Below are 23,587 nucleotides of genomic sequence, written 5' to 3' on the forward strand. Positions count from 1 at the left end.
ATGACGAATCAGCAAGCGCCCGGATCGCTTCACGCACTACCGCCCGACGGTTAGCGAAGCCAGCAACTTCAGCAGGCTGTCGATATTGACCGGTTTGACGAAGTGATAGTCGAAGCCCGCCGCCTGCGCGCGCAGTTTGTCCCCGGTCTGACCGTAGCCCGTGATCGCGATTAGCAGCGGCTTCCTGTCGCCTTGACGGCGCAGTTGCTTCGCCAGCTCATAGCCGTCGATATCCGGCAAACCGATGTCGAGCAACGCCACGTCCGGAGCGAACAGCGGCGCGGCTTCGAGCGCTTCGGCGGACGAATAGGCGACGCGGGTCGCGTGTCCTTCGGATCGGCACAACATTGCGAGGGCATCGGCCGCGTCTCGGTTGTCGTCGACCACGAGCATGTGCAACGCGGTCTTGGCAAGCCCCTGCTGCGGCTCCAGGCGGTCGACCGCCACATGGCGCTCGTGGTGATGAAGCCGCGGCAGGCGCACGGTCACCGTGGTGCCCAGATTGCGGCCGGCGCTATACACACAGATCGTGCCTTGATGCATCTCGACCAGCTTCTTGACCAGCGACAGCCCGATCCCGAGGCCGCCGCTCGAACGATCGAGCGTGCGTTCGCCTTGCGAGAACAGCTCGAAGATTTTCGGCAACAGTTCGGCCGAAATGCCAGTGCCGGTGTCCTGCGTGACAATCGAAACCGATTCGTCATCGGCTTCGACGTTCACGGTGATTTCACCGTGCTCGGGCGTGTACTTGCTTGCGTTGCTCAGAATGTTGACGACAATCTGCGAGATCCGCGTGATGTCGCCGTTCACCCAAAGAGCCGCATCGCACACGTTCACGTGCAGGTGCTGATGACGCGCTTCGGCGATCGCCGCGACCGACTCGACCGCGTGATAGACGGCGGTGCCCACCAGCACCGGTTCGAGTTGGAGCACGATGCGCCCTTGCGTGATGCGCGACACCTCGACCAGATCATCAACGATGCGGGTCATGTGTTCGACCTGACGGCGCATCATGTCGATCAACTCGGGCGAGCAGTTTCCCCCGTCCGGGCGTTTGTCGAGCAACGCGAGCGCCGTGCGTAGCGGCGCGAGCGGATTGCGCAGCTCGTGCGCAAGCATTGCGAGGAATTCTTCCTTGCGACAGTCCGTTTCCCGCAACCTCAAGTTAAGCTGCTTGCGCTGCGCGAGGTCGATCAGCGCAATCTGGCGGCGTAGATCCGCTTCCGCCTTTTCTGCCGACAAGGCGTTCCGGGCGCTCGCCATCCTTCGGGTTGCCGCGGTCAGGGAGCGCGAAATCCGGCTTAACGGAAACAGTTGGGCACCTGGCTCCAACGAGCCACGCCCCGAATGCGCGCACTGGCGTTGCGCCTTTACCATGCCGCCAATCAGGCCGTCACCGTCGGCCTCGTCCGTCCTGCGCTCCGACGCAGTCCCGGGTGAATGGTTCGGCGCAGGCCGACCTGAGACGAAGAAAGCCGGCCGGGGCCCGACGACGAGCAAGCCTCGTCGTTCGAGCGTGTAGTAAGCCCGGAAGACGGTTGAAGGGCTCACGCGGTACGACCTGCTCGCCTCGCGCACGGACGGAAGCCGCGCACCAGGCTCAAGCGCACCGATGGCAATCAGGTTTTCGAACTCCGTCGCCAGCTGGAGATAGCGCTTCATCATTAAACTTACCAGGGAAATAGGGCTGCCCAGACCTGCCGCGGTTGCGGGTGAAACGCCTCATACGGAATGTCGGATCCACCAGCCCCGCGTCGTCCACGCTCCCGCCTCGGCCGAAGATGGTGCGTTCGCGGCCCCGAGAAAAGCCTTCAACCCGCTGGCACCGAGTGCACGGCTATAGAAGAACCCTTGACCAAACTCGGCAAGGCTTGCCCGCGCGATGTTGTGGTGCGCCGCGTGCTCAATGCCTTCCACAACCACCATGGCGCCCATCTCGTGGCCCATGCTCGTCAACGCACTCAACTGTCTGGAGCGCTCATCGGCATCCATTGCCAGCACCTCCCTGTCGATCTTCACCATCTCGAAGCGCATGTCTGCCGGCAGTTCAGGTCCGACGTCAGTACGACTCGTGGCCGACAGCGCAAAACGCAGTCCTCTGTTGCGCGCCTGGGCCATGATCGGGGTGAGACGTTTTCTGAATTTCATCGCGCTGCCCGCTCCGACCTTCAGTACCAGGAGCGGCAGACCAATTGAGCCGACATCCCCCAGGTCCGCGATGAAGGCGGAACTCATCAGGTAAGAAGCAGGAGCATTAATGGCCACGAAAAGCGATTTCGGCGCGCCGATTTCCCGCAACTCCTGAGCGGCGCGTGACACGACGAATTGCGTCATCGGTCCAATCAAACTGCTGTTCTCAATGAACTGCATATAGTGAGCGGGGCCGAGCGCGCCGTATTGCGGGTTGTCCCATCGCAAGAACGCTTCGACGCCGGCGCACGTGCGCCGCCTGACGTTCACGATCGGTTGGTACTCGACATGGAACTCGCCGCGACGCAGCCCTGCACGCGCAGCACGCAGCAGCGACTCGTCGTAGCGAAACCACCTTTTCTTGAGCGCCCAACCCGCCACGACGATCAAAACCGCCAGCAGGATCGGCCACCATACAAAGCGCAAGATGTTCCATACCGGGAAACGCTGCGTAGCCGTGCTCGGCGACGGCGAAACCGACGCAGCGGTGCCGGTGCCGATCGAAGTCGGCAAGGTGCTTGCTTCGCAACCTTTTCCCTGCAAGCAATCCGGAGGCGGCATTGTTGGTGATTCAGGCGACTGCTCCACCCGGTCAATCCGCAAGACGACAGGGATCGCTGCGCCGGAGGCCGGGGGGCCGCCTGCCACTGTCACCGGGTGCGCGCTGATTGGCCATGGCAGTTGCGTGAGCAGCGTCACCGCGACCGGCACCGAACTGTCCGTTGCAGCAGCGTCGTCGGTGGCTTCGGCAAGCGTATCGTCGAGCGAATCGCAAGTAATAGCCTGGGGAGGCGTCGGGCCGGCGACCGGCCCCGCAATGGCAGCAGGAACAAGCGGCAGCGGCGCAATGGACACGCAGGCTGAGCCAAAGTAAATGGGCGGGGCCGGCGGACCAGCGAGCCAGTCCGTCATTTGCTGCCAGACGTTGCGCTCAGACGAAAGACTGCGGCTCGAATCCGCTTCGGGCGGCCCTGCAAAAGCGAGCGAGCTGCCTGCGCAGACGACGAGGACGATTGCGAACCTTCGACGCGAGGCATAAGTGAACGCGATGGAAGTGCTGCGCCTGACTGATGTTACCGGAGACCCGAATGCCATTAATTCATCGCTAAAAGAATTGGCCTGCAAATCGTTATCGATTGGACCGTTACGCGTAGGCGAAACATCGAAAGGAGTGGAACCGGTCTGCGCCGCACTTTGCCAGCGTGTGTGCGTCCACAATAGAAGCAGATTGCAAAAGAAATGCCGTATCAGCTTGAAAAACGGCTATCTTCTATAGAGGATGGGTATGCTGGCGGCGCGGACCCGACGCCAGCGCGTGTCCTGCAAGGAGTACGCGTTGAAACGGTACGAGCAGTTGGCCGACCAACTCAGCGAGCTCATCAAGCGCGGTGATCTGCCACCCGGCGCGCGTATTCCTTCGATTCGCGTCGCGTGCAAGGCATGGGGCGTGAGCCCCGCGACGGTATTCCGGGCTTACTACCTGCTCGAAAACCGGGGCTTGATCAAGGCGCGTCCGCGTTCAGGGTATTTCGTGTCGCCGAGTCCCGAAGGGTTACTGCAGGAAAGTCCCTGGCCCTCGATGAGTCCCGACCCGAAGACCGTCAAGATCAGCGACCTTGTCTTTGAAGTCCTCAAGACGATCAGGTGTGCCGGGACTGTCCCCCTTGGTTCTCCGTTCCTGAGCCCCGCGCTGTTTCCGACGGCGCGTGTCGGAAAGTCGTGCGCGACTGTCAATCGTTCAACGCACCTGGCCGGCATGGTCGACGCACTGCCACCTGGGCACGAAGGATTGCGCCAGCAGATTTCATTGCGATACCTGATGGCGGGGATGACCGTGCCGGTCGACGAAATAATCATTACGAGCGGCGCACTTGAAGCCCTCACGCTAAGCACCCAGTTGCTGACCGGTCCCGGCGATGTGATCGCGGTCGAAAAGCCGACGTTCTATGCAGCGCTGCAAGCTGTCGAGCGTCTGAAGCTGAACGTAGTGGAGATTCCCGTCGACCCGGTGGAAGGTCATGATCTGGACGCGCTCGCGCAAGCGCTGCAGCACCATCCGGTGCGCGCCTGCTGGTTCATGACGTCGTTTCACAATCCAACCGGGGTGACGCTAACCGAATCCAGAAAGCAGGCGCTGGTTGATCTGCTCGCCCGACACGACGTGCCGCTCATCGAGGATGACGTCTACAACGAGCTGCATTTTGGCCGCGAGCCGGTGCGTCCGGCGAAATTCTTCGACCGGAAAGGTCTTGTCATCCATTGTGGATCGTTCGCGAAGTGCCTTGCGCCCGGATATCGCATCGGCTGGGCGGCAGCCGGACGATTTGCGGGCAGACTGGAGCGTGCAAAATGGATGACCACGCTATCGGCCAGCATGCCGGCGCAGCGCGCAATCGCCGACTATCTGGAGCACGGTGGCTATGAACGCTTTCTGCACCAGCTACGTCGCGCATTGAACGATCAGCAATCGCAGATGCTTGACGCGATCAGCCGGTATTTCCCGGCTAATACACTAGCGACGAAGTCTGACGGCGGCTATTTCACATGGGTCGCGCTACCGGACCACATCGACTCGATACAGCTTTTCCAGGCAGCGCTTGGCAAGGGCATCAGCATCGCGCCCGGACCTATCTTCTCTGCGGATGGCGCCTTTCGCCACCATGTGCGTCTGAACTATGGATACCCGTGGTCGGCGCGGCTCGATAAAGCGCTCGCGACACTCGGCACCTTGTGCGCCGAACAATCGCGTTGCGGCCTGGACCTGGCCGAGCCGGTTCGTCCCGCATAACGCTGGCATCGATCTCAGCCGGGCATGCGGGCGGGTGAGTCGGGAAGCTCATCTATGACACTGCGCGCGTTGGCCGCCAGCTTCGCACGAGGCATCGCGCCTGTTTCTGGACGCCACGGGACCCGTAACCGGGTCATCCGGTCGAAGTACTGAGCGTCGTTGCTGTCTATCGTGGTTGCTGCTACGCATCCCACGATGCCATCGCCTTTCACGCTTCAAGCTCCGTTCCGGCGCCATCCTGCAATGCCTTTAGCGACGCCGACGCAAATGCCTGGAGTTGATCGACTGCCATCGGCTTCCCAAACCAGTAACCCTGCGCCAGGTCGATTCCCGCACGCCGTACCGCATCGCATTCGGCAGCGTTCTCGACGCCTTCCGCGACAACCTTCGCACCATGGGTATGCACTAATGCGGCAACCGCCTTGAAAAACTCGCTGCGCGCTTCGCCGCGCATGGCTAGAAAACGCCGGTCGACCTTCACGTAATCGAAGTGGAAGTCCGCAAGCAAGTCGAAATTGCTGAAGCCGGTGCCAAAGTCGTCGAGCGACAGGCGTACGTGGCGCTGCCTCAACTGGCTAAGCGCTGCGACAACCCGCGCCGTACGCTCGACGCAGCTGCGCTCGGTGAGTTCAAGAACAAGGCGCTTCAGCACCGGACCGGCGGACTCGCAGACATCCTCGACGAAGCAGTCTTTCATCAGATGCCGCGCGCAGATGTTCACGGCTATATGCCAGTGCTGCGGGAACGGCGGCTGCGTCAGTGCGTTATTCGCCTCGCGCAGCACGAAGCGGGTCAATTCGCCAAGCAGACCCGTGGCCCCGAGCTCTCCAATAAACCGCTCCGGGCCTCCGGCTCCGAACTTCGGGTGCCCCCACCGGAGCAGAGCTTCTACGCCCACGCACTGTTGCGTGCGCATGTCCACGATGGGCTGATAGACGACATGGAACTCCCGACGCCGAAGGCCGATGCGCACCGCGCGCCGCAATCTCGCTTTTGGGCGGACCCAGAGACCGACATACAGAACCGCACCGCAAGCAGATAGTGCAATAAGCGGAACGACGGCTGCGCGAGAGACGAACAGGCTGGCCGCGAGGAGGCCTGCGACGCTGGCCGCAATTGAGAGATTCAGCGCCGCCTCATGATGCTCACAGAATAGAGCTCGCGGCCAGCGTAATCGTGCTGTAAAGCGTTCCGAAAATCGCATGAAATTGTGTTCGCACGGTTATCTCAGTTGCGAACTATGACCTGACTGCGATCCCAAAACGAGTAGCAGTTAGTTGTCTAACGTGCGTATCAGATCCGCATCGAAACAACGAACTTTGTCGATCTCGCTTGCTGCCGCCTGCGCGTGCTGAGGACATCGCTAGCAGACTTGACGGACACTAACCACATGAGCGCCCCTTTTCGTTTGACGAACTCAGCCCAACGTCCGCTTCCATTTGAAAATGAAGCGCGAAGTGTCGACCAGGATACCAAACCGTTCAGAATAGGGATGCTTTTCGAGCTATCGGAGTCCGGCGGCGATCTCGACGTTGGAGACCTCCTCGCGAGTTTGGCGCGGCGATTCAGGCAAGCACGATAGCGCCTGCCGCACACGCTCCCAGACCGAACCATGGCGAAGGCGCTCGCAACGTGTGCCGTCGCTTCGCCGCCTTTTGTCAGACGCCTTCGACGAGAACTGCACGATAGCGCGCGCCCTTGAATCGGTGCTGCACGACCTCCTGATATGCCGGGCCGTCGTACCACGCACGCGCGGCCTCTGTCGAAGGAAACTCCACGATCACGACGCCCTCCGGCGCGTCGCCCTCAAGGACCTGCTGAGGTCCGTAGGCAGCCAGAATCTTGACAGGATGCCCTTTGAACGTCTCGCCCACCTTGCTTTGGTAGACGTCGAGCTCGGCTTGGTCCTGCGTGCTTTCCCTTGTGAAGACAATGTATGTCGCCATGACGTGCACTCCTGCGGTAGTGTGAAGGTGCATGGAATGATGCCATGAAAGCGCATGAAGCCCCATGCAGGAGGCTGCTTCCCCCGCAACTACCGTTACCCATTGACCGCTCGCCGGTCAGGAGGTGTCGCCAGGCGCCGCATGGGGAAACAACGACAGCCGGAGTCCGACAAGCGCATGCAGCGCACCTTTGCGCAGCTTGTAGCCAGGTGCATGCGGATCGTCCGCGAACCTGGCGAGGATCCGTGCAATGGCGGCATCAATGTCGATTGCAAGTGTCAGCGGCACGCTTTGGCGGTGACCCGATGCGACACACCGTTCATAGTGCGCCCGAACGTCGTCGAGCACTCGGTTTAACACGACTGGCAACTCTCCCGGAAACTTTCCCGAGAGTCTGCGCAGGTCGAGTGTGTTGAGCGCAATGCGCATGTCGCGCAAGCTTTCGATCGACGGATGGGCGGCATCCTCGCTTGGCGCCACGCGCGGAATAAGCTGCATGAGCCGGTCGAGCATGCGCGCGTTCAAATCGCGTTGCTGAACGACCGATAACGGGGTCCCGCTCAGGATGACATCCCTCCAGTTGGAACGGGTCAGCCGCGCCGCCGCGGCATCTGCTCCGAACGGGCGCATTATCCCCGTCATCAACGAAGCGAAGAGGACCCCGGCCAGCCCTGCCAGATTGGCATTCAGGAAGTTGAGAATGTTCGCGTCGTACGCGCTATCGATACCGAGAAAGGTCGCGGTCGTCAGCGAAACAAGGGTCGATACCAATGCCCATTTCGGGCGAGCCATCAATAGTCCAAGCGGAACGAAGACGAAAGAAAAGAAAATGACCAGCACCGGAAAGTCCTGGCCACTAGGTAACACGACGAACAGATAGAACGCCGAAATGATAACGCCCACCGTCGCGCACCTGAAGAAAGTGATCATCATGGGCACGGGCTCGTCGAGTGCTGCGAAAAAGCAGACGCCAATGGCGCCCAACGAAACAGCCGCCGCACCGTCCTGCCAGCCGGAAGCAATCCACAGGCATGACGAAACAAACACGACGAGCCCCGCCGAAGCGGCGGAGAACACGGCAAGACCGCGGTCCAGAAATGCGCGTCGGGCGCCGACCCGCCAATGCCGGAAGCGCGGCCGCCAGTGCCCTCGTTCGTGAACGATGATGAGGCGCAGGGTCCGGCAATCGACCCAAAGATCCACCAATTGCCGCAACCGCCAGAGCGCGCTGGATAGCAACGCCGCGCGCCAGGTCGTCAAGTCGTTACGAGCCGATTCCTGTTGCGCAATACGCATCCGCAATAATGGCGCCTCGCGCTCCGGGTCCTCGCTGAGCGGCGCGTCCATCCAGCGTGCGATGTCGCGCAGCAGTTCGCCGATGCCTGCGGGCGTGCCGGAGCCCGATTTCTGCGCGGCGGCGATGATGTCCGCGAGCGACGACGTGATCGGCAGTATCAGCTCCATCCGGCCTTGCAGTTCCTCGCTGCGGGCGAGAATCACGGGGCTGGCGTGATCGTACGCCAGCTGGCTCAACAACAATTCGAAGCCGCGCGCACTCGACGCCATGTTTTGACGGCTTCCCGAAACCAGCGCCCCCGCGACCCGGCCAGCGAGCGACTCTTTCAGGTAAAGGGCGGCCTCGCCAAACCACGAGTCGGTTCGCTGGATCAACGCCGGCGCGAGCCGGTTAGGGAAAAGAACGCTGCCGACGACGCTCGCACAGACGATGCCCAGCGTGATTTCTTCAGTCCGCGCCACGGCAACATCGAAAATGGTCAATGGGTTCGACAAGGCTGGCAGAGCAATGACGGACAGCGAATAACTGGCGAGCAGGAATACATAACTGCGCGCCGCTCGCGTCGAGATCGAAATGTAGACGAACACGCTTGTCCAGAGCGCGATAAGTGCGCTCAACAGATAAGGCGTCTCCGCGAACGGCGGCACAAGGGCGACAGAGGCAAGCGCGCCCAGCACGGTCCCGAGCGCGCGGTATAGCGCTTTCGACCGTGTCGCTCCGACAAACGGGTTCGATACGATATAGACCGATGCCAACGCCCAGTATGGCCTCGGAAGGTCGAAGTAGAACGCGATGTAAAGCGCGAGCATCCCTGAGAAAAAGGTCTTCAGCGAAAAAATCCAGTCACGTAGCGAAGGGAGTTTCATCGGAAGGATCGCGTTGAGATGAGTCTCTCTCCCGGCAGGTCGCATTGGGCTCGCAATAAAACGATCAACAGTGTGAAACCGGGACGTCGACGCGAGACTCTGCGATTGACAAGCTCAGCCCCAAAGCAGTTTTTTTTCGGTAGTTCGCTGAATGAAAAATACGAGTATTCGCCGCATGTCGTCGGTGTGATCATCCTACGCGCTATCGCTGCGGAAATAATTGTTTCGCTCAGTTGCCACCTGCATTTGCGGTTCGCACTGTTCACTTTTTGCGGTCAGCATTGGCCCACTGCCTAATGAATCAAGTAACACGAACATTGCGTAACGACTCAATAGACGCGGAATGAAGCCTGGTTATCCTTCGGAAAAAGTATCCCTTGGATATCGCGCATGGCCGCCTAGAATTCATCGTGCCCCCATGACAGTCAAGCGAACCTGGAGCCAGACGATGAACACAATCAATGTGCTCAGACTTGCCGCGATCGCGCTAGCGACCGTGTTTTCCGTCAACGTGTGGTCGCAAACGGATGGTGCCGCCGCGGCCTCCTCAGGCACGCCGTCGGCGAGTGCGGGAATGTCGAAGAAGGACATTCGTAAAGCCGACCGTGCGCTGAGCAGAAAAGTGTCCCGGGCCCTTCAGAAAGGCGGCGTTCAGATGAATGGCCTCAACGTGATCGCCAAACGCGGTGCAATTACGCTCGCCGGGCAGGCCACCGATCAGGCCGAGATCGACAAGGCCACCGCTATTGCCAAAGGCGTGGAGGGCGTCTCGTCGGTAAAGAACGGTTTGACGGTTCGCTACGGAGGGCAGTAGGCCACGTCACGGGCGTGTGCCGATCTTCGTTCAGCAATCTCCCATGTCATCGTCACGCATCCTCGCTCCCGCATTGCGCCCGTTGGTCCGTACTGCCGACGAAGCCGCCGCCCAGATTCGCCCCAACATGACCGTCGCGATGAGCGGCTTTACCGGATCGGGCTACCCCAAAGCGGTGCCGAGTGCGCTCGCGACGCAGATCCAAACGGCGCACGAGCGCGGAGAAGATTTCCGCATCAACGTGCTCACAGGCGCGTCGACGGCGCCGGAACTCGACGGTGCGCTGGCCCGCGTCGACGGCATCTCCATGCGCCTGCCGTATCAATCCGATCCGACGTTGCGCGACAAGATCAACTCCGGCGAACTCGACTATCAGGACATCCACTTGAGTCACGTTGCGCAATATGCGTGGTTCGGACTGTTCGGCCAGATCGACGTGGCGATCGTCGAAGTTGCCGGCATCCGTGAGGATGGGCTGCTGATTCCTTCCGCGTCGGTCGGCAACAACAAGACGTGGCTCGAGCTTGCGAGAAAAGTGATCCTCGAAGTCAACTCGCGTCAGCCGGCCGGCCTCGATGGGATGCACGACATCTACTATGGCACCGCGCTGCCGCCGAACCGCGAGCCGATTCCGTTGACGAAGAGCAGCGACCGCATCGGCCAGCCGTATCTACGCTGCCCCGCCGACAAGATCACCGCCATCGTCGAAACCAACGCACCGGACCGCAGCAATGCCTTCTCCGCGCCGGATGCAACGTCCAGGCAGATAGCCGCGCATTTACTCGATTTTCTGCGTCATGAGGTTTCGCGCGGACGTCTGCCAACGAATCTGCTGCCACTGCAGTCGGGCGTCGGCAACATCCCCAACGCGGTGCTCGCGGAATTGAGCACGGCAGGCTTTTCCAATCTGACGGCGTTCACGGAGGTGATCCAGGACGGCATGCTCGATCTGCTCGCCGACGGCACGCTCAGCTGCGCGTCGGCGACGGCGCTGTCGCTGAGCCCTGACGCGGTCAAGCGTTTCGCGAACCAGATCGACTTGCTGCGCGAGAAGATCGTCCTGCGTCCACAGGAAATCAGCAATCATCCGGAACTGGTGCGCCGTCTGGGCTGTATTGCTATGAACGGCATGATCGAGGCCGACATTTACGGCAACGTCAATTCGACGCACGTGATGGGTACGAAGATCCAGAATGGGATCGGCGGGTCGGGGGATTTCGCGCGCAACGGATATCTGTCGTTCTTCATGTCGGCCAGCGTGGCAAAGGACGGGGCGATATCCCGGATCGTGCCGATGGCGAGCCACGTCGATCATACTGAGCACGATGTGGCGGTAGTCGTCACTGAACAGGGCATCGCGGATGTACGCGGCCTGTCGCCGAAGCAGCGGGCGCGGAAAATTATTGCGAACTGTGCGCACCCTGATTTCCGGCCGATGCTCGAGGACTATTTTGAGCGTGCATGCCGTGAGAGCTTTGGCAAGCAGACACCGCATCTGCTGGGCGAAGCTCTCAGCTGGCACGAGCGCTTCGTGCGCACCGGCTCAATGAAGCCGTAATGGCGACGCCGCCCGGCGGCGATACCCTGGCAGGCGGCCCGAATGCGCCGCCTCGTGTCCGGGTACCCGCCTGCCCGCGTCGTCTTTCACCTGCACTTCGATAACATTCGGGCGCACTGGGACCGGTCGCTACTTCAAGTATCTGCGCCGTGCACCGAGAACGTCGGATGTGTGGGATCGTTGAGCACACCGTCCTCCTGAGACAGTGCGGCGGGAAGGATCATCTCGCCAGCGTTGGCTGGACGGGGACGGGAAAACGGCATGAACACGGGTGTGCCGGCAACGATGGCGCGCCCGCTGAGTACGCAAGTCCCCTTATGTGGTGCGTGCCTCAGGCGCCATGTCTGCTCTGCGTAACAGCCCCCCTGCGGATCGCGCCAGGAAACGGTGATGGCGTTCTGGTCGAGGCGGTCGAGAACGATCACCAGCTGGTTGCGGTTGTGAGGACGCAGCCCGGCGCGACGCTCGGCGTCGCGCGACGGCGCTGTCCGGCGTACCAACCCCTGCGACGCAACAGATGGGTGATCCGTTGGCGATTTCGATCGCAGCAGATCGAGAATGCCCGACCAGATTCTGCGCTGCTGCCGCCTCGTGACCATAACGTGTTGTCCTCCGTACTGAGCCACCCCGGTCAACCGCATCATGAAAACGACACCTCAGCACGAAGACCCTGCTCAATCGCAGTTAGCCGCAGTCTCGCGGGCACCGGCCCTGCACGAGGAAACGGCCTGCCGCTTGCAAGCACGTTAGCTGCCCTGATAAATATCGCACGACAATCCGACCACGCACGGCTCCCCTCCCCGCGTTTTGCCATAACCGTTCCGTCCGCCGGGCTGGGCGCCGTAGTCCCAGACATTGTCGCGCTCCATCGGCCTCGTGGGCTGCGGTGCATTCATTGACTGCTGCCCGGTTGACTGATCGACATTGCCCGACGGTTGCATGCCTTGAGCGTGCGCAGCACCAGCGGCCGAGAGCAAAAATATCGCAACGACTGCGGAAGGTTGCACTTTCATTTCATCACCTCTTCGTAGTCAACGGGTCGCGCCAGCGACACCGGCCTGGCCAGGAGCGAGTCCCGCGATGAGGCCATTTCCGCTCGCTCCGGAAATTCGGGCGAGCCTCTCTGCCGAGGCACCTCCGCTATCGGGACGTGCCCGCTCCCGAAAGAATGACAGCGTGCACCGTCAGCCGGACCGAGGCTCTGGCATGTTTTGCACTACTTCGTACCTATGTGTCGGACACGCCGCCGTATGCGTCGAATTCCACACCTGGGTACGCAGTCGGGGAATCGGGAGGGTGCTGAGTGCAGCGCGCGCGGTCGCGGCTCACGGCGCGAGTCGGCGTCCGGATCAACAATGTCAACGGACGTGGTAAACAACTGCCGTGTGGCACTCGCCCCTGCAAGTATGTTATAGCGCAGGCAATGACACAGAGTTAGCGAATAATTGAGTCGGCCATCCGGATGAGGGGTGACGGCTTTTGAAGGCCCGATGAGAGCGGTCGCAGACTGGCTGCGCTGCGTACCACACTTGACGACCTGATTCCCGTTCGATGAATGTCGCACTCGCCATGAAGCAAGATTTCGACACGTTTCGGCAGAAACTGGAAAGAAGCGCTGCTGCGCTCCTACTAGACTTGATCTCATCGCCCAAAGGGATGTCGTTCAAATAGCGACCAACGGATCGGTTGGCGTTTCGGACTGATCGATTTGATAGTTCGCAGACGATACCCCTATCCCTATCGAATGTAGTGCTCGCCACTCAATAAGGTATCCTGATCTATTATTGCTCGCCTGACGAAAGTACTTTACTTGCATCAGAACGGTCGTCGGTACGGAGCGCCACTGCACGCAGGTGACATTGCTGATGCGCGCTGTTGACCGCGAACACGCTGGAGTGGGTCAAACACGATGCCGACCACAGAGAGTCCGACCTGCGGCTCGGCCGTCAGGCCGTGCTGACTCGGCGGCCGTCGGAACTCGATTGCCGACGCGGTGACCGCCGAAGTGCGCAAATGCAATGCCGGACATTTTGCTCGGGAAACATGCGGCGGCCCATTTAAAAGGGCTGATTCGATACCTGCTCGCCGGTGTCTCAGCCTCTCAGATACCTATATTTCGAAATGTGCAGGCCAGAGCATGTTTTCTCCGAATTCCATTCCCTATCAGCAACAACCTGGCTATCAGCGCACCTACCGCCAAGGGCGCCTGAGCCTCGGTCTTTTCTTTCCTCTCGAAGCCTTCACCGGCGACACGCCAAGCATGCTCGACCAGGTGAGCCTCGCCCGCCGGGCCGAAAAACTGGGTTTCTCCGCTCTCTGGTTTCGCGACGTGCCGTTACGCGACCCCAGCTTCGGTGATTCGGGCCAAGTCTTCGATCCGTGGGTCTACTTGGGTTTTATGGCGGCGCACACTCGCTCGATTGCGCTGGGTACCGCGTCGGTCATCCTGCCAATCCGCAATCCCCTCCACACCGCCAAGGCCGCAACCAGTGTCGATCAGCTCAGTGGTGGCCGCCTGCTACTCGGCGTGGCTTCCGGTGACCGGCCAGTAGAGTTTCCAGCATTCGGTGTGGACCCGGAGCAGCGCGGCAGCCTGTTCCGCGAATATCTCGAGGTATTTCGCAAGGTTCAGCTCACCAGTTTCGCGACTGTGACCTGGTCCGGCGGCAGGCTCGAGGGAGCAGATCTGATTCCCAAGCCGACCACGGCGGAAATTCCTTTCTTCGTCACCGGCCATAGCCGCCAGTCGCTGGAGTGGATCGCACGCTACAGTCATGGCTGGATCACCTATCCGCGTGCGCCGAAGGTTCAGCAGCTGATTGTCGAGCGCTGGCGCACGGCGGTCCGTGCCGAGTGCGGGGAACTGTTCAAACCCTTCACCCAGTCGCTCTACATCGACCTGACCGCCGACCCGCAGACACCACCGCGGCCGATCCACCTGGGCTATCAACTGGGACGACATCACCTGATTGCGCTGCTGCACAGCCTGCAGGAGGAGGTTGGCGTGAACCATGTGATCTTCAATCTGAAATACGGCCAACGCCCCGCAGCGGAGGTCATCGAGGAGCTCGGTGAGTTCGTTCTCCCGGACTTTGTCATGGCGAGCTGAGCAGATGCTGGAGAGCGACGACCGGCACTTCCTATCCGGTCACCGCGACGCCCAGCGCATCAGCACTGCCCGCTCAAGTGGTCGATACCTGCCCGAAGATGGCCAGTGCGCGAAATTGGATGCTCTCGTGCGGCGCGGCTAGCGGCGGCGCATGGAGTTCTGGAAGAGGCGGTACGAAGGGTGAGGCGGTCACCGCTCGACGGCGCCGAAGTTCTACGACGAGCAGCGATCTCATTGGGCGAATGACAGATTGATGCGATGTCGCTTCGCGGGGCCGGGAACTCGCAGCCGTGAAGTCGCTATGGGTGAACATTTTCGTTTCGAAAACGCTGGAGAGCATACGAACATGAAAACAGTCGTCGTAGCAGGCGCGGTCGGAGTGATCGGGCGCGGATTACTCGCACACTATGAAACCAAAGGCGTCGATCTGGTCGCCGTTTCCCGACGCGCGCCTGATTTCCCGACGCGCGCGCGGCACCTGGCGGTTGACTTGCTGGACAGAGAATCCTGCGAGGCGCTACTTGCACAAGTACCGGAAGCGACGCATCTCGTGTTCGCAGCCTACCAGGAGAAGCCAACGCCAGCGGAACTGGTCGCGGTGAATCTGCAGATGTTGAAGAACATAGTCGAGGTCATGGAGAAGCACGCTCCGAACCTGCAACACGTCGCGCTGATGCAGGGAGGCAAGGCGTACGGCGTGCATATTGGCCCGATTCCGTCGCCCGCGAAGGAAAGCGACCCGCGCCATATGCCACCGAATTTCTATTACGATCAGGAGGATTTCCTTCGGGAACGTTCAGTGGGCAAATCATGGTCCTGGACCGCATTTCGTCCCGAGGGTGTCGCAGGGGTAGCCGTGGGGAATCCCATGAATCTGCTGATGGTGATTGCTGTGTATGGAACCTTGGCGAAGGCCTTGGGCGTTCCCATGTCTTTTCCCGGCTCGCGCGCCGCTTATGACGCACTCTACCAGGTGACCGATACGCGAATTCTCGCGAGCGCTGTCGATTGGGCCGGCGAGACCGACGCATGCCGAGGCGAGATTTACAACATCACCAATGGCGATTACTTCAGATGGTCTCGCGTCTGGCCGCGTCTGGCGCGGTTTTTCGAAGTGGCGGCCGGGGAGCCGTTCCCCATGGTGTTACAGCAGATGATGGCCGACAAGGCAGAACTGTGGAAGAGGCTGGTCGAGAAGCACAACCTTCGAGATTACCCATACGACCAGATCGTGTCGTGGAAGTTTGGCGACATGATTTTCAAAACGACTTTCGACAACATCTCCAGCACGATAAAGGCGCGCAAACACGGCTTCCATGATTGCATCGATTCAGAGGAAATGTACATCGAGATGCTGACCGAGCTTAGGGAGCAACGTTACATTCCCTGAAAGATTCTGCCGCGCGAAAAGCCGTCGTATGAAAATGGGCGGCCGAGCAACGGAGCGATAGTGTGCTCAACGGGCGATGTCCGAAATCCGTGGCGGAAGGCAGCCGGAGTCGAACCGACCTGAGAACGTCTGACGCCCTCAACTGGGTTTGAAGACCGATACGCCTGTGCATCTATACAGCAGTTTGTCTTGGAGCGACGGTCCTATAAGGCTTTGCAGGCAGCCGAGATGCTGTATATGTGAACAGTGTTTGCAGGTTTGAGGCAGAAAAACCCACACCGTTTTCCCGCGCCGATGGTGCGCTCTCCACCGCCGCGGCACTATGCCGACGTGTGATTATTTATGAATTTACGAGCAACAGCATGGATACGCCGGACCGTGAGTGCGAGAATCGCCGCTGGTCTCGAACTGTGGCTGGACCCCCCCTGCTAGGGCCATGGTTCGCTTAGGACGACACCACTGGTGTCGTCTTTTTTTTGTTCGTTAGCCGACCGTTCGGCTGCCTTGTAGTTGAGCGAATTAAAAAGCGCAAGCGGTAGTAATCTTGAGTTGTAGGAATTGAGTAGTAGGCGCTAATCTCCCCCCGCTTTTCGATGTGCCATTCGGATGATCGGCATTTATCCCGTGAAGCAGTGATTTTCTCTATCAAGGACTATTAATGCAAGGTAATCTCATCCTCAAATCCAGCCTAACCATCGCGGACATCATCGGCCACGCTATCATCTGGGTTCTGCTCGTACCGCTCACACTCGGGTTCGCTTTGTTCGTCTACCCGTATTACCTGTACCGCTTCGTCATCAGCAAAACGACTGCTTACAGCGCGGACGGTCGCGAAATCGGACGACTCGCCTGCACGATCGATCTGGCAACTATCATCGGCAACATCGTGATCTGGGCGATCATCTCAGTGGTTACGCTCGGCGTCGGCTACATCTTCTTCATGTACAAAATTATTGCGCATTGCATGAGCCACACTCGCGTCATTTCGCACGCCTCGGCATGACGCTGGACGGCCGCAAGCGCGATAGCGCCGTGCCGCCCCGCGCACCGTCATAACCCTCCGCCTTAAGTCTCAGCCTTCCGAAAAGGAGCCGAAGAGGTCATCAGCGCCTGCTTCGAGATCCCAATTCGCAATGACAAGCTCACGGCTTGGCTGAGACGAGGGGGCACACCCCGACGCGTTGTTCACTGAATAGCGGATGTCGAGCTCCAGCATTGACTGCCCGATAAATGCTCGGCGGATGTCGGGGTGGTCGTTGATACTCACCATCACCCGGCCCTTGCACTCCAGCATGAACGCTGCAAGGCGCTCGTACTCCTCGAATGGAAAAGGGACGCCATAGCCCTCGGTCTGCCAGTAAGGCGGATCGCAATAGAAAAACGTGTGACTACGATCGTAGCGCTCCATGCACGTCAGCCACGACAGATTCTCGACCGTCGCACCGGCAAGGCGAAGGTGCGCCGCCGATAGACTCTCTTCAATACGCAGCAGGTTGACGGTTGGCGCTGTTGTCGCTGTACCGAAATGCTGTCCACTAACCTTGCCGCCGAACGCGTGATGCTGAAGGTAATAGAACCGTGCCGCTCGCTGGATATCGGTGAGCGTTTCCGGGACCGATTGTTGGTGCCATTTAAAGACCTGCCGACTCGAGATCGCCCACTTGAACTGTCGAACAAACTCCTCGAGGTGGTTCTGAACCACGCGATAGAGGTTGACGAGTTCGCCGTTCAGGTCGTTAAGAATTTCGACGCGGGCGGGTTGCGGCCGCAGGAAGTACAGCGCCGCTCCACCGCAGAACACTTCGACATAGCAGTCGTGCTGCGGAAACAGTGGAATGATTTTGTCGGCCAGACGGCGCTTGCCGCCCAGCCACGGGACTATCGGGTTTACCATCGTGATTTTGCCGGAACGTAACCGGTAGAATTCGCCCCGCCTTCGAAGGTAGCAGGGCCTTGGCTAATTCACTGGCATGGGCAGTGGAAAGGTGGTCGGCTCGATGCCCTCACATCGAACCGATCGCCCTGTCTCTCTAATGCTGCCGTTACTGCTGAATCGGTGCTGTGGCGACAGCCGGACATACGCCGTCAATCGCTGGCGTAATATCAGACTGCACCGTATTCAATGCGCCCCCCGTGAACACGTCAGTTGCAATCGCAAGACCGCCGTCAGCAGCCCGACATGCGATCGCGAGTTGCTGTGTGTCGGACAAAGGTGGCTGCGTGCCGCAAGCCGCAAGCGCAGTCGCGAGAAGGCTTGCCAAAAGGCATGCGATGGTTCGTTTCATGCTGTCTCCTTGGGTTGAGCCACGAGCGGCGCAACGCTCGCAGCGGGTTGTGCAGTCGCCGGATTGGCGGCTCGGCGACTCGTGTATTGCTGAACAAGCCAGTGAGCGCTGACGACAATGCCTGTCGAAATCGACACTTGGTCTTGCGCATTCAAACCGAGACCGAAACGGTTGTTCAAAGACGCAATGACAGCGACGAGGCATGCGATTGCGGCACCGGCCGTACCGGTTGCTGTGGGCGACGATTGGTTCATGCTGCTCCTTTTAACAGTCGAGTGACGATAGGTTGTGCGTCCGGATAATCGAGACGAGCTTCTGTCCGTATTGCGGATCGGTGGAATATCCTGCCGCGGCAACCGCCATTGCGAACGCCGAGCCGCTGGTGCACGAGAACGCGGGGTGATAGCGCGGATTCGCGACGAGGAACGTTGCGTGGTCGTCCATGCAGGCTTGCCAGTCGGGATACTTACGCCAGGTCGCTGGCTCTGTTACCCGTTGTCCCTGTATGAACTCCGATGTGTTCATCTCCATGACCGCCCCGTGCCAGGACGCATCGGCTTTTACGCCGAACAGGTTGTAAGCCTGCATCGCCAGCGCTGAAGTCCCCCATCCTGATTCGAGTGCCCCTTGCGCGACTACGAACGATGCTGGGATGCGCGTGTTTTTTGCGCTGGCCTGCGCGGCCGGCGCGATCGCCGCAATGAAATCGCTCGCGTTCATTTGTGGATCCATCCTTGGCCGACGAGCGCGAGATACACACAGCCCGCAAACGCTGCAGCCAGGAGGGCGCCTAACGTCCACTTGCCGAACTGCGCGAACTGCTTGTCGAGCCACGCATCAAGTGACTCGCGGAACACCACCTTCATTTCTTCGCGCTGGAACGCCTCCTTGATCGCGGCGTGCTTGTCTGCTTCGGACATCGAGTACCCCAAGAATGAAAAAAGCCGCCCGGTGGGCGGCTGTGATCGAGTTTTACTGCCGGAAATTCAGGCGATCTTGAGGAACGCGAGATTGCCTTGAAGGCGAAGCGCTACGCCGCCCGGGCCAACGATCTTTGAGAAGCAGACCGCGACCGGGTTAGCGATCCGCACGACGCTGGAAAACGACAGGTAGCCAAGCTCACCGCCCTGTGTGACGGTGGACACGGGTGGCGGTGGAAAATACTGCGCGCTGTATTGATAGATCCCGGGAAACCCGAAACCGAGGAAGCCAGCGGAGAACACCATCTGAATGGGCGACTGAAATGTGTCTTCCGAGTCAGCCACGATGTTTGCAGAGCCAACGACGAGGTAAGTGCCGAAGGGTAGATTCATCGTCTTGTCGTCATTGAACTCGACGCTCAAGCCATTCAGGGAATTGCCCAGGCTCATGTCAAGCTGGTAGTAATTCCCCATGTCAATGCCACGGCCGAAGTTGCCCTGCGAGGTATTGCCCGGTTCGATCTGGAAGCCGGGCAGGCTCGCGGCCGCAGCGGCAGGCAAATCCCTCAGGTCGTTGTAGCTGCCTGAGGTCGCCACATCCGCAAGCCCGGCTACGTCGGCCGCCTCAACTCGCACGCTCAGACCGTTCTGTCCAGCACGCAATAGGTTGCCGTCGATGGGATCAAGCGCCACGGAAACCTGCAGCGGCGACTGCGCTGTCCCGGTCCCTGAGACCGTTATGCCGAGGCCGGACGAGGCCGACACTGCCTGCAGGAAGGCCGTCAGATCGATCTGCACGTCGGGCTCGCCGTCGGTGCCCTGCAGTACCAGTACCCCCGCCTGGAGCGTCGCGCCGGCGAGATGTGCATCGACAGCGGCGAGGTTGACTGTCAGCGTCTGGCCTGCCTCGTTCGTGAACGTCAGCACCTTGTTCACTGCATCCCAGCTCTGCTGCGTGACGGTCTGATGCTGCTTCACAGCGGCATCCGTCAGCAACGCCTTGCCGTCCGTGCCTGACACGAGCACGTTTCCCGCGTCCGACGACGGCCCCTGGTATAGCTTGTTGAGTGCGTCCGCGAGGTCGTCGTACCGGTTTGCTGTCGGCGTGATCCCTGCCTGCTGCAGGACGCGAAGCAGGTTGCCAAGCAGATCGTTCATCGGGTCGGCACCGACTTTTGTCCCCGCGACCCCAGGCGCGCAATCACGCCCCCATCCGCCGGTACCGGTCGGCGGAATTACCTGCCCCTGTGCGGCGTTGGATGGAACGCTTACGCTATTGATCTGAAATCCCTGCATGCCCTACCCCAGATCGACGACGTTTGACGGAAACACGGCTTCTGCGCCACTCCGCAAGGCATTGAGCGCCTGTCGGCAACCGGAAACGTACTGCGCAGCACCTTTCGCGAACGCCATGAAAGATGCTGTGCTCGTGAAGGTGCGGAGGTCCCCACCGGCATCGGGCCACGCGAAGCTGGACTGGCCGTTCGTGAACTCCGAATACGTCGAGATGAATTGCGCCTCTGCGGCAATGTTGCTGACATCCTCAGCCGACACGCCATAGGTGCCTTCGAGCGCTGGCACCGAGCTGCTTCTGACTGACAATCCGGCTGAAATGGCTGCGGCATATTGCTGCTCTGGCGTCAACGCGGGCGCAACGTAGGCTCCCACTGGGCCATATTTCCCGGCGGCCAGATCCGCGAAGATCTCCGCGCCGTGCTGCACCGGATCGTCCCGCACCGCGAGGAATTGCACGGGCTCCGCAAAGCCATCGAACTGCACCATGCAAGCGATGCACGATCCGTCCGCACTGCCATAAACCGGGTTAGTTACTGTCGTGTAATTCATCACGCAATCCTTGTCCAGACACACCAATTGTCGGATGCCGCAGCGGCGTTGCCTCCACTCAGCCAGGCACCCGGCCTTCCGGGCAGCGCTTGAACGGTGCCCTCCGGGGCCGACTGGCTGCTGTCTCCATTGCGGACGATGAAAGCCCGGTAGCCCACTGTGTTGACGCCGAAACCCAGCTGGTCCTGCGACGCGTAGTTCCCTGCGGGCTGATAATTGCCTGCAGGCTGGTAGTTACCAGCTGGCTGATAATTCCCCGCAGGCTGATAGCTTCCCGATGGCTGCTTGCTATCGATCTCGTTCTGCAGCGACTGGGCGACTGCATTCAATTGAGCATTGAAGACCACGTCGCCGAGATCCGTCGAATCCACAGTCACACCCAGACCGGAGCCGTCAGCGCGCCATCCCACATGAACGGTATTTGCGCCCTGCCCGGTGCCACCACCCTGCCGCACGAACGGGCCCGCCTTCTGCAGCGCGTCGATGGCTTGCCCGGGGCCGCTCAAGGCCTCACTGATCAGCGCATTGATAGCCTGGAGCAGGTCATCATAGCGATTCGGCGTTGGCGTGACGTCGCCCGCCTGCAGCACGCGCAGCAGGTTGCCAACGAGGTCATTGAAGAAGTCTGCATCTGGCGTCGTGCCGTCCAGGCCGGGCTGGCAGTTGACTGCCCACCCACCGCCGCCCGTTGGCGGGACCACCTGCCCGGTCACGATTGAGGAAGGCTGCGCGACCTCGTTGATGTTGAAACCTTGCATGAATCAGAACTCCCGATAGGTAACGCACACATGTGCCGGAACGAACTTCGCGATGAGGCACATAAGTGGCGGAGGGTCGGCGCCGCAGACCGGTGTGCAGCCGAGCTGGAAGCTGCACGAACCGATCTGTGCAAAACGGGTGGCGGCCGGCGGTGCGCAGTTGCCAGACGACAGGTCGTTCGAACCCATCTGCGCGCAGCCCATTTCAGCGCTTGCTGCGTCGGCATTGGCATTCACACTCACCAGCAGAAATTGCCTGCACCCATGCAGCGCTGGAGCGTCGGGACTGCCGCCTATCTGCATGCATCCGATCTGGCCGCACCCCATCGACGACTGGGGGACACCCCACTCCGCCAGGCTCGCCTGCGGGTATCCAAACCACTCGGCAACCTGCTGAAGGAACGCTATGGTCGGACCCGCGCACGGGCTATCCTGAAGCGCAATCCACTCGCACAAACGCTCGTAGGTCAGTTCGGGCGCCGGGCAGTCACTTGGATAGCCGAAGATCGCTGCCCACCGCTCCAGCATCGAGACGGACGTGCAGGGAAACATCTCTGCCAAGATGCCGCACAGGAACTGTGAGCACGCGGCAAACCCGCAAGCTATGGCGCGCCAGAAGCGGGCGATCACTCGCGTGTCGTCTTCCAATGACCAGATGGCGCCCTTCGGCAGATTCTGCTGGATCGCCTGGAAGTAATCGTCATCGCTCCACCCGCATGCATCGTCTGTGATCCTGCATGTGGTCATCAGCACGTCTCCCAGTTGATGACTGAATGCGTGAAGAGCTCGGCCGGCGGTCTCGATACGAACGTCGACTGAGGCAACGTGTAGTCGAACAACGCGGCAGCATCGATCACGCGCTGCATGTCCTGCGCGGTATAGCCCCGTCCCGGTGATGCAGTACGCAGCAGATAGCTGTCGAGCTCCGACTGCACCGCACTCTGGATAGCTGCGGTGAACGGGCTCGGGCACCGGATCGTGATATTGAGCGGGATACCCGTGGGCAGTCTCGCCATCGGAATGGCGCCGATCGGTTTGCGACACGGGTCCGTCAGATAGGCATCGAGAATTACGGCGTCGCTCTGCTGAGGCACTCCGAACTGACCTGGGTATGCGGCGTCCATTGCGAAATAGACGTTGATCACGTTGCCGACGGACGACGCCCACGCCCGCGTCACGCCCGGCACTTCGAGGGCCCAATCCTCATAGTCCTGTAGGGTTCCGTAGCGGTTCCGTCGCGCCATCCGTGCGAGCATCCGAGCGCGCAAATCGTCATCCTCTTCGATGTCCGTGCCAGCTCCAATGCCACCGCCCCCGACCACTGCGTCTGAATTGAGGCCCGGCACACTTGAAACGAGCGTCATCGGATCGTTAGCCAGTGCATTGCCGTCAGAACCCGCCACCGAGCACGCGACCGTCGCGACGCCGTCGCCGTTTGCGTCAAGTGCCAGATCCGTCTGCGTGACGTACTGGGTACCGTCTGCGCGAGCAAAGATGGTCTCGGCGGGCACGTCCGTTCCGGGGATACCGCTGACAACAAGTGGGCCTGTGGCGGCCTGCGGCATCTTGACGTAGACGCGAAACAGGTTGGCCCAGCGCTGAAGCCAGATGCCCGTAGCGGTATCCGGCATGCACTGAGCAAGGATTGCGACTGCCTGCGCATACAGTTCCCACAGCATGCCGCCAACGACGGTCGCCGCGATCCACAGGTTGTTCGGGAAAATCCATGCATCGGAATTTGGAAGCTTCGCGCGGAATCCCTGCCGCACGCGCTCGATGAGGCTGGCCTGAGTGGGTTGGTCCATGAGATCGAAAAAAGAT

Annotated in this window: 22 protein-coding genes; 6 read left to right on the forward strand and 16 right to left on the reverse strand. The window is 60.4% G+C overall.

Features of this window, described 5'->3' with window-relative positions; all coding sequences use genetic code 11:
• Nucleotides 1-36: 36 nt before the first annotated feature.
• Nucleotides 37-1,242, reverse strand: coding sequence for an ATP-binding protein (locus tag AAGS40_RS23070; RefSeq protein WP_345815225.1), 1,206 nt, complete (start codon nt 1,240-1,242; stop codon nt 37-39).
• Between the two features lie 480 nt (nt 1,243-1,722).
• Nucleotides 1,723-3,315: an EAL domain-containing protein gene (locus tag AAGS40_RS23075; RefSeq protein WP_345815226.1), complete on the reverse strand. Its 1,593-nt coding sequence runs from the start codon at nt 3,313-3,315 to the stop codon at nt 1,723-1,725.
• 211 nt (nt 3,316-3,526) lie between these two features.
• On the opposite strand from AAGS40_RS23075, the gene AAGS40_RS23080 reads away from it, so the two are divergent.
• Nucleotides 3,527-4,978, forward strand: coding sequence for a PLP-dependent aminotransferase family protein (locus tag AAGS40_RS23080; protein ID WP_345815227.1), 1,452 nt, complete (start codon nt 3,527-3,529; stop codon nt 4,976-4,978).
• A gap of 208 nt (nt 4,979-5,186) precedes the next feature.
• Here the strand turns inward: AAGS40_RS23080 and AAGS40_RS23085 are convergent, their stop codons facing one another.
• The 3 genes from AAGS40_RS23085 to AAGS40_RS23095 all read right to left on the reverse strand — a co-directional run bounded on the left by AAGS40_RS23085 (nt 5,187) and on the right by AAGS40_RS23095 (nt 9,087).
• On the reverse strand, nt 5,187-6,182 hold the full coding sequence (locus AAGS40_RS23085; protein WP_345815228.1) for an EAL domain-containing protein: 996 nt from the start codon (nt 6,180-6,182) through the stop codon (nt 5,187-5,189).
• Nucleotides 6,183-6,636: 454 nt separating this feature from the next.
• Nucleotides 6,637-6,924: a DUF1330 domain-containing protein gene (locus AAGS40_RS23090; protein WP_345815229.1), complete on the reverse strand. Its 288-nt coding sequence runs from the start codon at nt 6,922-6,924 to the stop codon at nt 6,637-6,639.
• A gap of 117 nt (nt 6,925-7,041) precedes the next feature.
• Entirely contained in the window at nt 7,042-9,087 is a 2,046-nt protein-coding gene (locus AAGS40_RS23095; RefSeq protein ID WP_345815231.1) for an FUSC family protein, read from the reverse strand.
• A gap of 448 nt (nt 9,088-9,535) precedes the next feature.
• Between AAGS40_RS23095 and AAGS40_RS23100 the strand changes: the two genes are divergently transcribed.
• Nucleotides 9,536-9,901: a BON domain-containing protein gene (locus tag AAGS40_RS23100; protein ID WP_345815232.1), complete on the forward strand. Its 366-nt coding sequence runs from the start codon at nt 9,536-9,538 to the stop codon at nt 9,899-9,901.
• 43 nt (nt 9,902-9,944) lie between these two features.
• Entirely contained in the window at nt 9,945-11,459 is a 1,515-nt protein-coding gene (locus AAGS40_RS23105) for an acetyl-CoA hydrolase/transferase family protein (RefSeq protein WP_345815233.1), read from the forward strand.
• A 134-nt stretch (nt 11,460-11,593) separates the two neighbouring features.
• Here the strand turns inward: AAGS40_RS23105 and AAGS40_RS23110 are convergent, their stop codons facing one another.
• Nucleotides 11,594-12,103, reverse strand: coding sequence for a DUF3331 domain-containing protein (locus AAGS40_RS23110; protein WP_345815235.1), 510 nt, complete (start codon nt 12,101-12,103; stop codon nt 11,594-11,596).
• A gap of 1,493 nt (nt 12,104-13,596) precedes the next feature.
• On the opposite strand from AAGS40_RS23110, the gene AAGS40_RS23115 reads away from it, so the two are divergent.
• The 3 genes from AAGS40_RS23115 to AAGS40_RS23125 all read left to right on the forward strand — a co-directional run bounded on the left by AAGS40_RS23115 (nt 13,597) and on the right by AAGS40_RS23125 (nt 16,961).
• On the forward strand, nt 13,597-14,568 hold the full coding sequence (locus AAGS40_RS23115) for an LLM class oxidoreductase (protein WP_345815236.1): 972 nt from the start codon (nt 13,597-13,599) through the stop codon (nt 14,566-14,568).
• Between the two features lie 346 nt (nt 14,569-14,914).
• Nucleotides 14,915-15,958 (forward strand): SDR family oxidoreductase, encoded by a 1,044-nt coding sequence (locus AAGS40_RS23120; RefSeq protein ID WP_345815238.1) that lies wholly within the window; start codon nt 14,915-14,917, stop codon nt 15,956-15,958.
• Between the two features lie 658 nt (nt 15,959-16,616).
• Nucleotides 16,617-16,961 (forward strand): DUF6693 family protein, encoded by a 345-nt coding sequence (locus tag AAGS40_RS23125; RefSeq protein ID WP_345815239.1) that lies wholly within the window; start codon nt 16,617-16,619, stop codon nt 16,959-16,961.
• Between the two features lie 69 nt (nt 16,962-17,030).
• Here the strand turns inward: AAGS40_RS23125 and AAGS40_RS23130 are convergent, their stop codons facing one another.
• From AAGS40_RS23130 to AAGS40_RS23175, 10 genes are all read right to left on the reverse strand, one after another.
• Nucleotides 17,031-17,852: a DNA adenine methylase gene (locus AAGS40_RS23130; RefSeq protein ID WP_345815240.1), complete on the reverse strand. Its 822-nt coding sequence runs from the start codon at nt 17,850-17,852 to the stop codon at nt 17,031-17,033.
• Nucleotides 17,853-18,000: 148 nt separating this feature from the next.
• Nucleotides 18,001-18,243, reverse strand: a complete 243-nt coding sequence (locus AAGS40_RS23135; RefSeq protein ID WP_345815241.1) for a hypothetical protein — start codon at nt 18,241-18,243, stop codon at nt 18,001-18,003.
• Nucleotides 18,240-18,497: a hypothetical protein gene (locus AAGS40_RS23140; protein WP_345815242.1), complete on the reverse strand. Its 258-nt coding sequence runs from the start codon at nt 18,495-18,497 to the stop codon at nt 18,240-18,242. The genes AAGS40_RS23135 and AAGS40_RS23140 overlap by 4 nt, the downstream gene beginning before the upstream one ends.
• Before the next feature lie 10 nt (nt 18,498-18,507).
• Entirely contained in the window at nt 18,508-18,963 is a 456-nt protein-coding gene (locus AAGS40_RS23145) for a glucosaminidase domain-containing protein (RefSeq protein WP_345815243.1), read from the reverse strand.
• Nucleotides 18,960-19,163 (reverse strand): hypothetical protein, encoded by a 204-nt coding sequence (locus tag AAGS40_RS23150; RefSeq protein ID WP_345815245.1) that lies wholly within the window; start codon nt 19,161-19,163, stop codon nt 18,960-18,962. Before AAGS40_RS23150 ends, AAGS40_RS23145 begins: the two co-directional genes overlap by 4 nt.
• Nucleotides 19,164-19,229: 66 nt before the next feature.
• The gene (locus tag AAGS40_RS23155) at nt 19,230-20,321 is read right to left on the reverse strand and encodes a hypothetical protein (protein WP_345815246.1); all 1,092 of its coding nucleotides are present in this window, start codon (nt 20,319-20,321) and stop codon (nt 19,230-19,232) included.
• Between the two features lie 141 nt (nt 20,322-20,462).
• Nucleotides 20,463-21,008, reverse strand: coding sequence for a hypothetical protein (locus AAGS40_RS23160; RefSeq protein ID WP_345815247.1), 546 nt, complete (start codon nt 21,006-21,008; stop codon nt 20,463-20,465).
• Complete coding sequence (locus tag AAGS40_RS23165; RefSeq protein WP_345815249.1) at nt 21,008-21,766, reverse strand: hypothetical protein; 759 nt, start codon at nt 21,764-21,766, stop codon at nt 21,008-21,010. The genes AAGS40_RS23160 and AAGS40_RS23165 overlap by 1 nt, the downstream gene beginning before the upstream one ends.
• A 3-nt stretch (nt 21,767-21,769) precedes the next feature.
• Complete coding sequence (locus tag AAGS40_RS23170) at nt 21,770-22,519, reverse strand: hypothetical protein (protein ID WP_345815250.1); 750 nt, start codon at nt 22,517-22,519, stop codon at nt 21,770-21,772.
• A complete protein-coding gene (locus tag AAGS40_RS23175) occupies nt 22,513-23,571 on the reverse strand; it encodes a baseplate J/gp47 family protein (protein ID WP_345815251.1) in 1,059 nt (352 codons plus the stop codon). The genes AAGS40_RS23170 and AAGS40_RS23175 overlap by 7 nt, the downstream gene beginning before the upstream one ends.
• Nucleotides 23,572-23,587 lie beyond the last annotated feature (16 nt).

The sequence above is a fragment of the Paraburkholderia sp. PREW-6R genome (assembly GCF_039621805.1).
Taxonomy (GTDB): domain Bacteria; phylum Pseudomonadota; class Gammaproteobacteria; order Burkholderiales; family Burkholderiaceae; genus Paraburkholderia.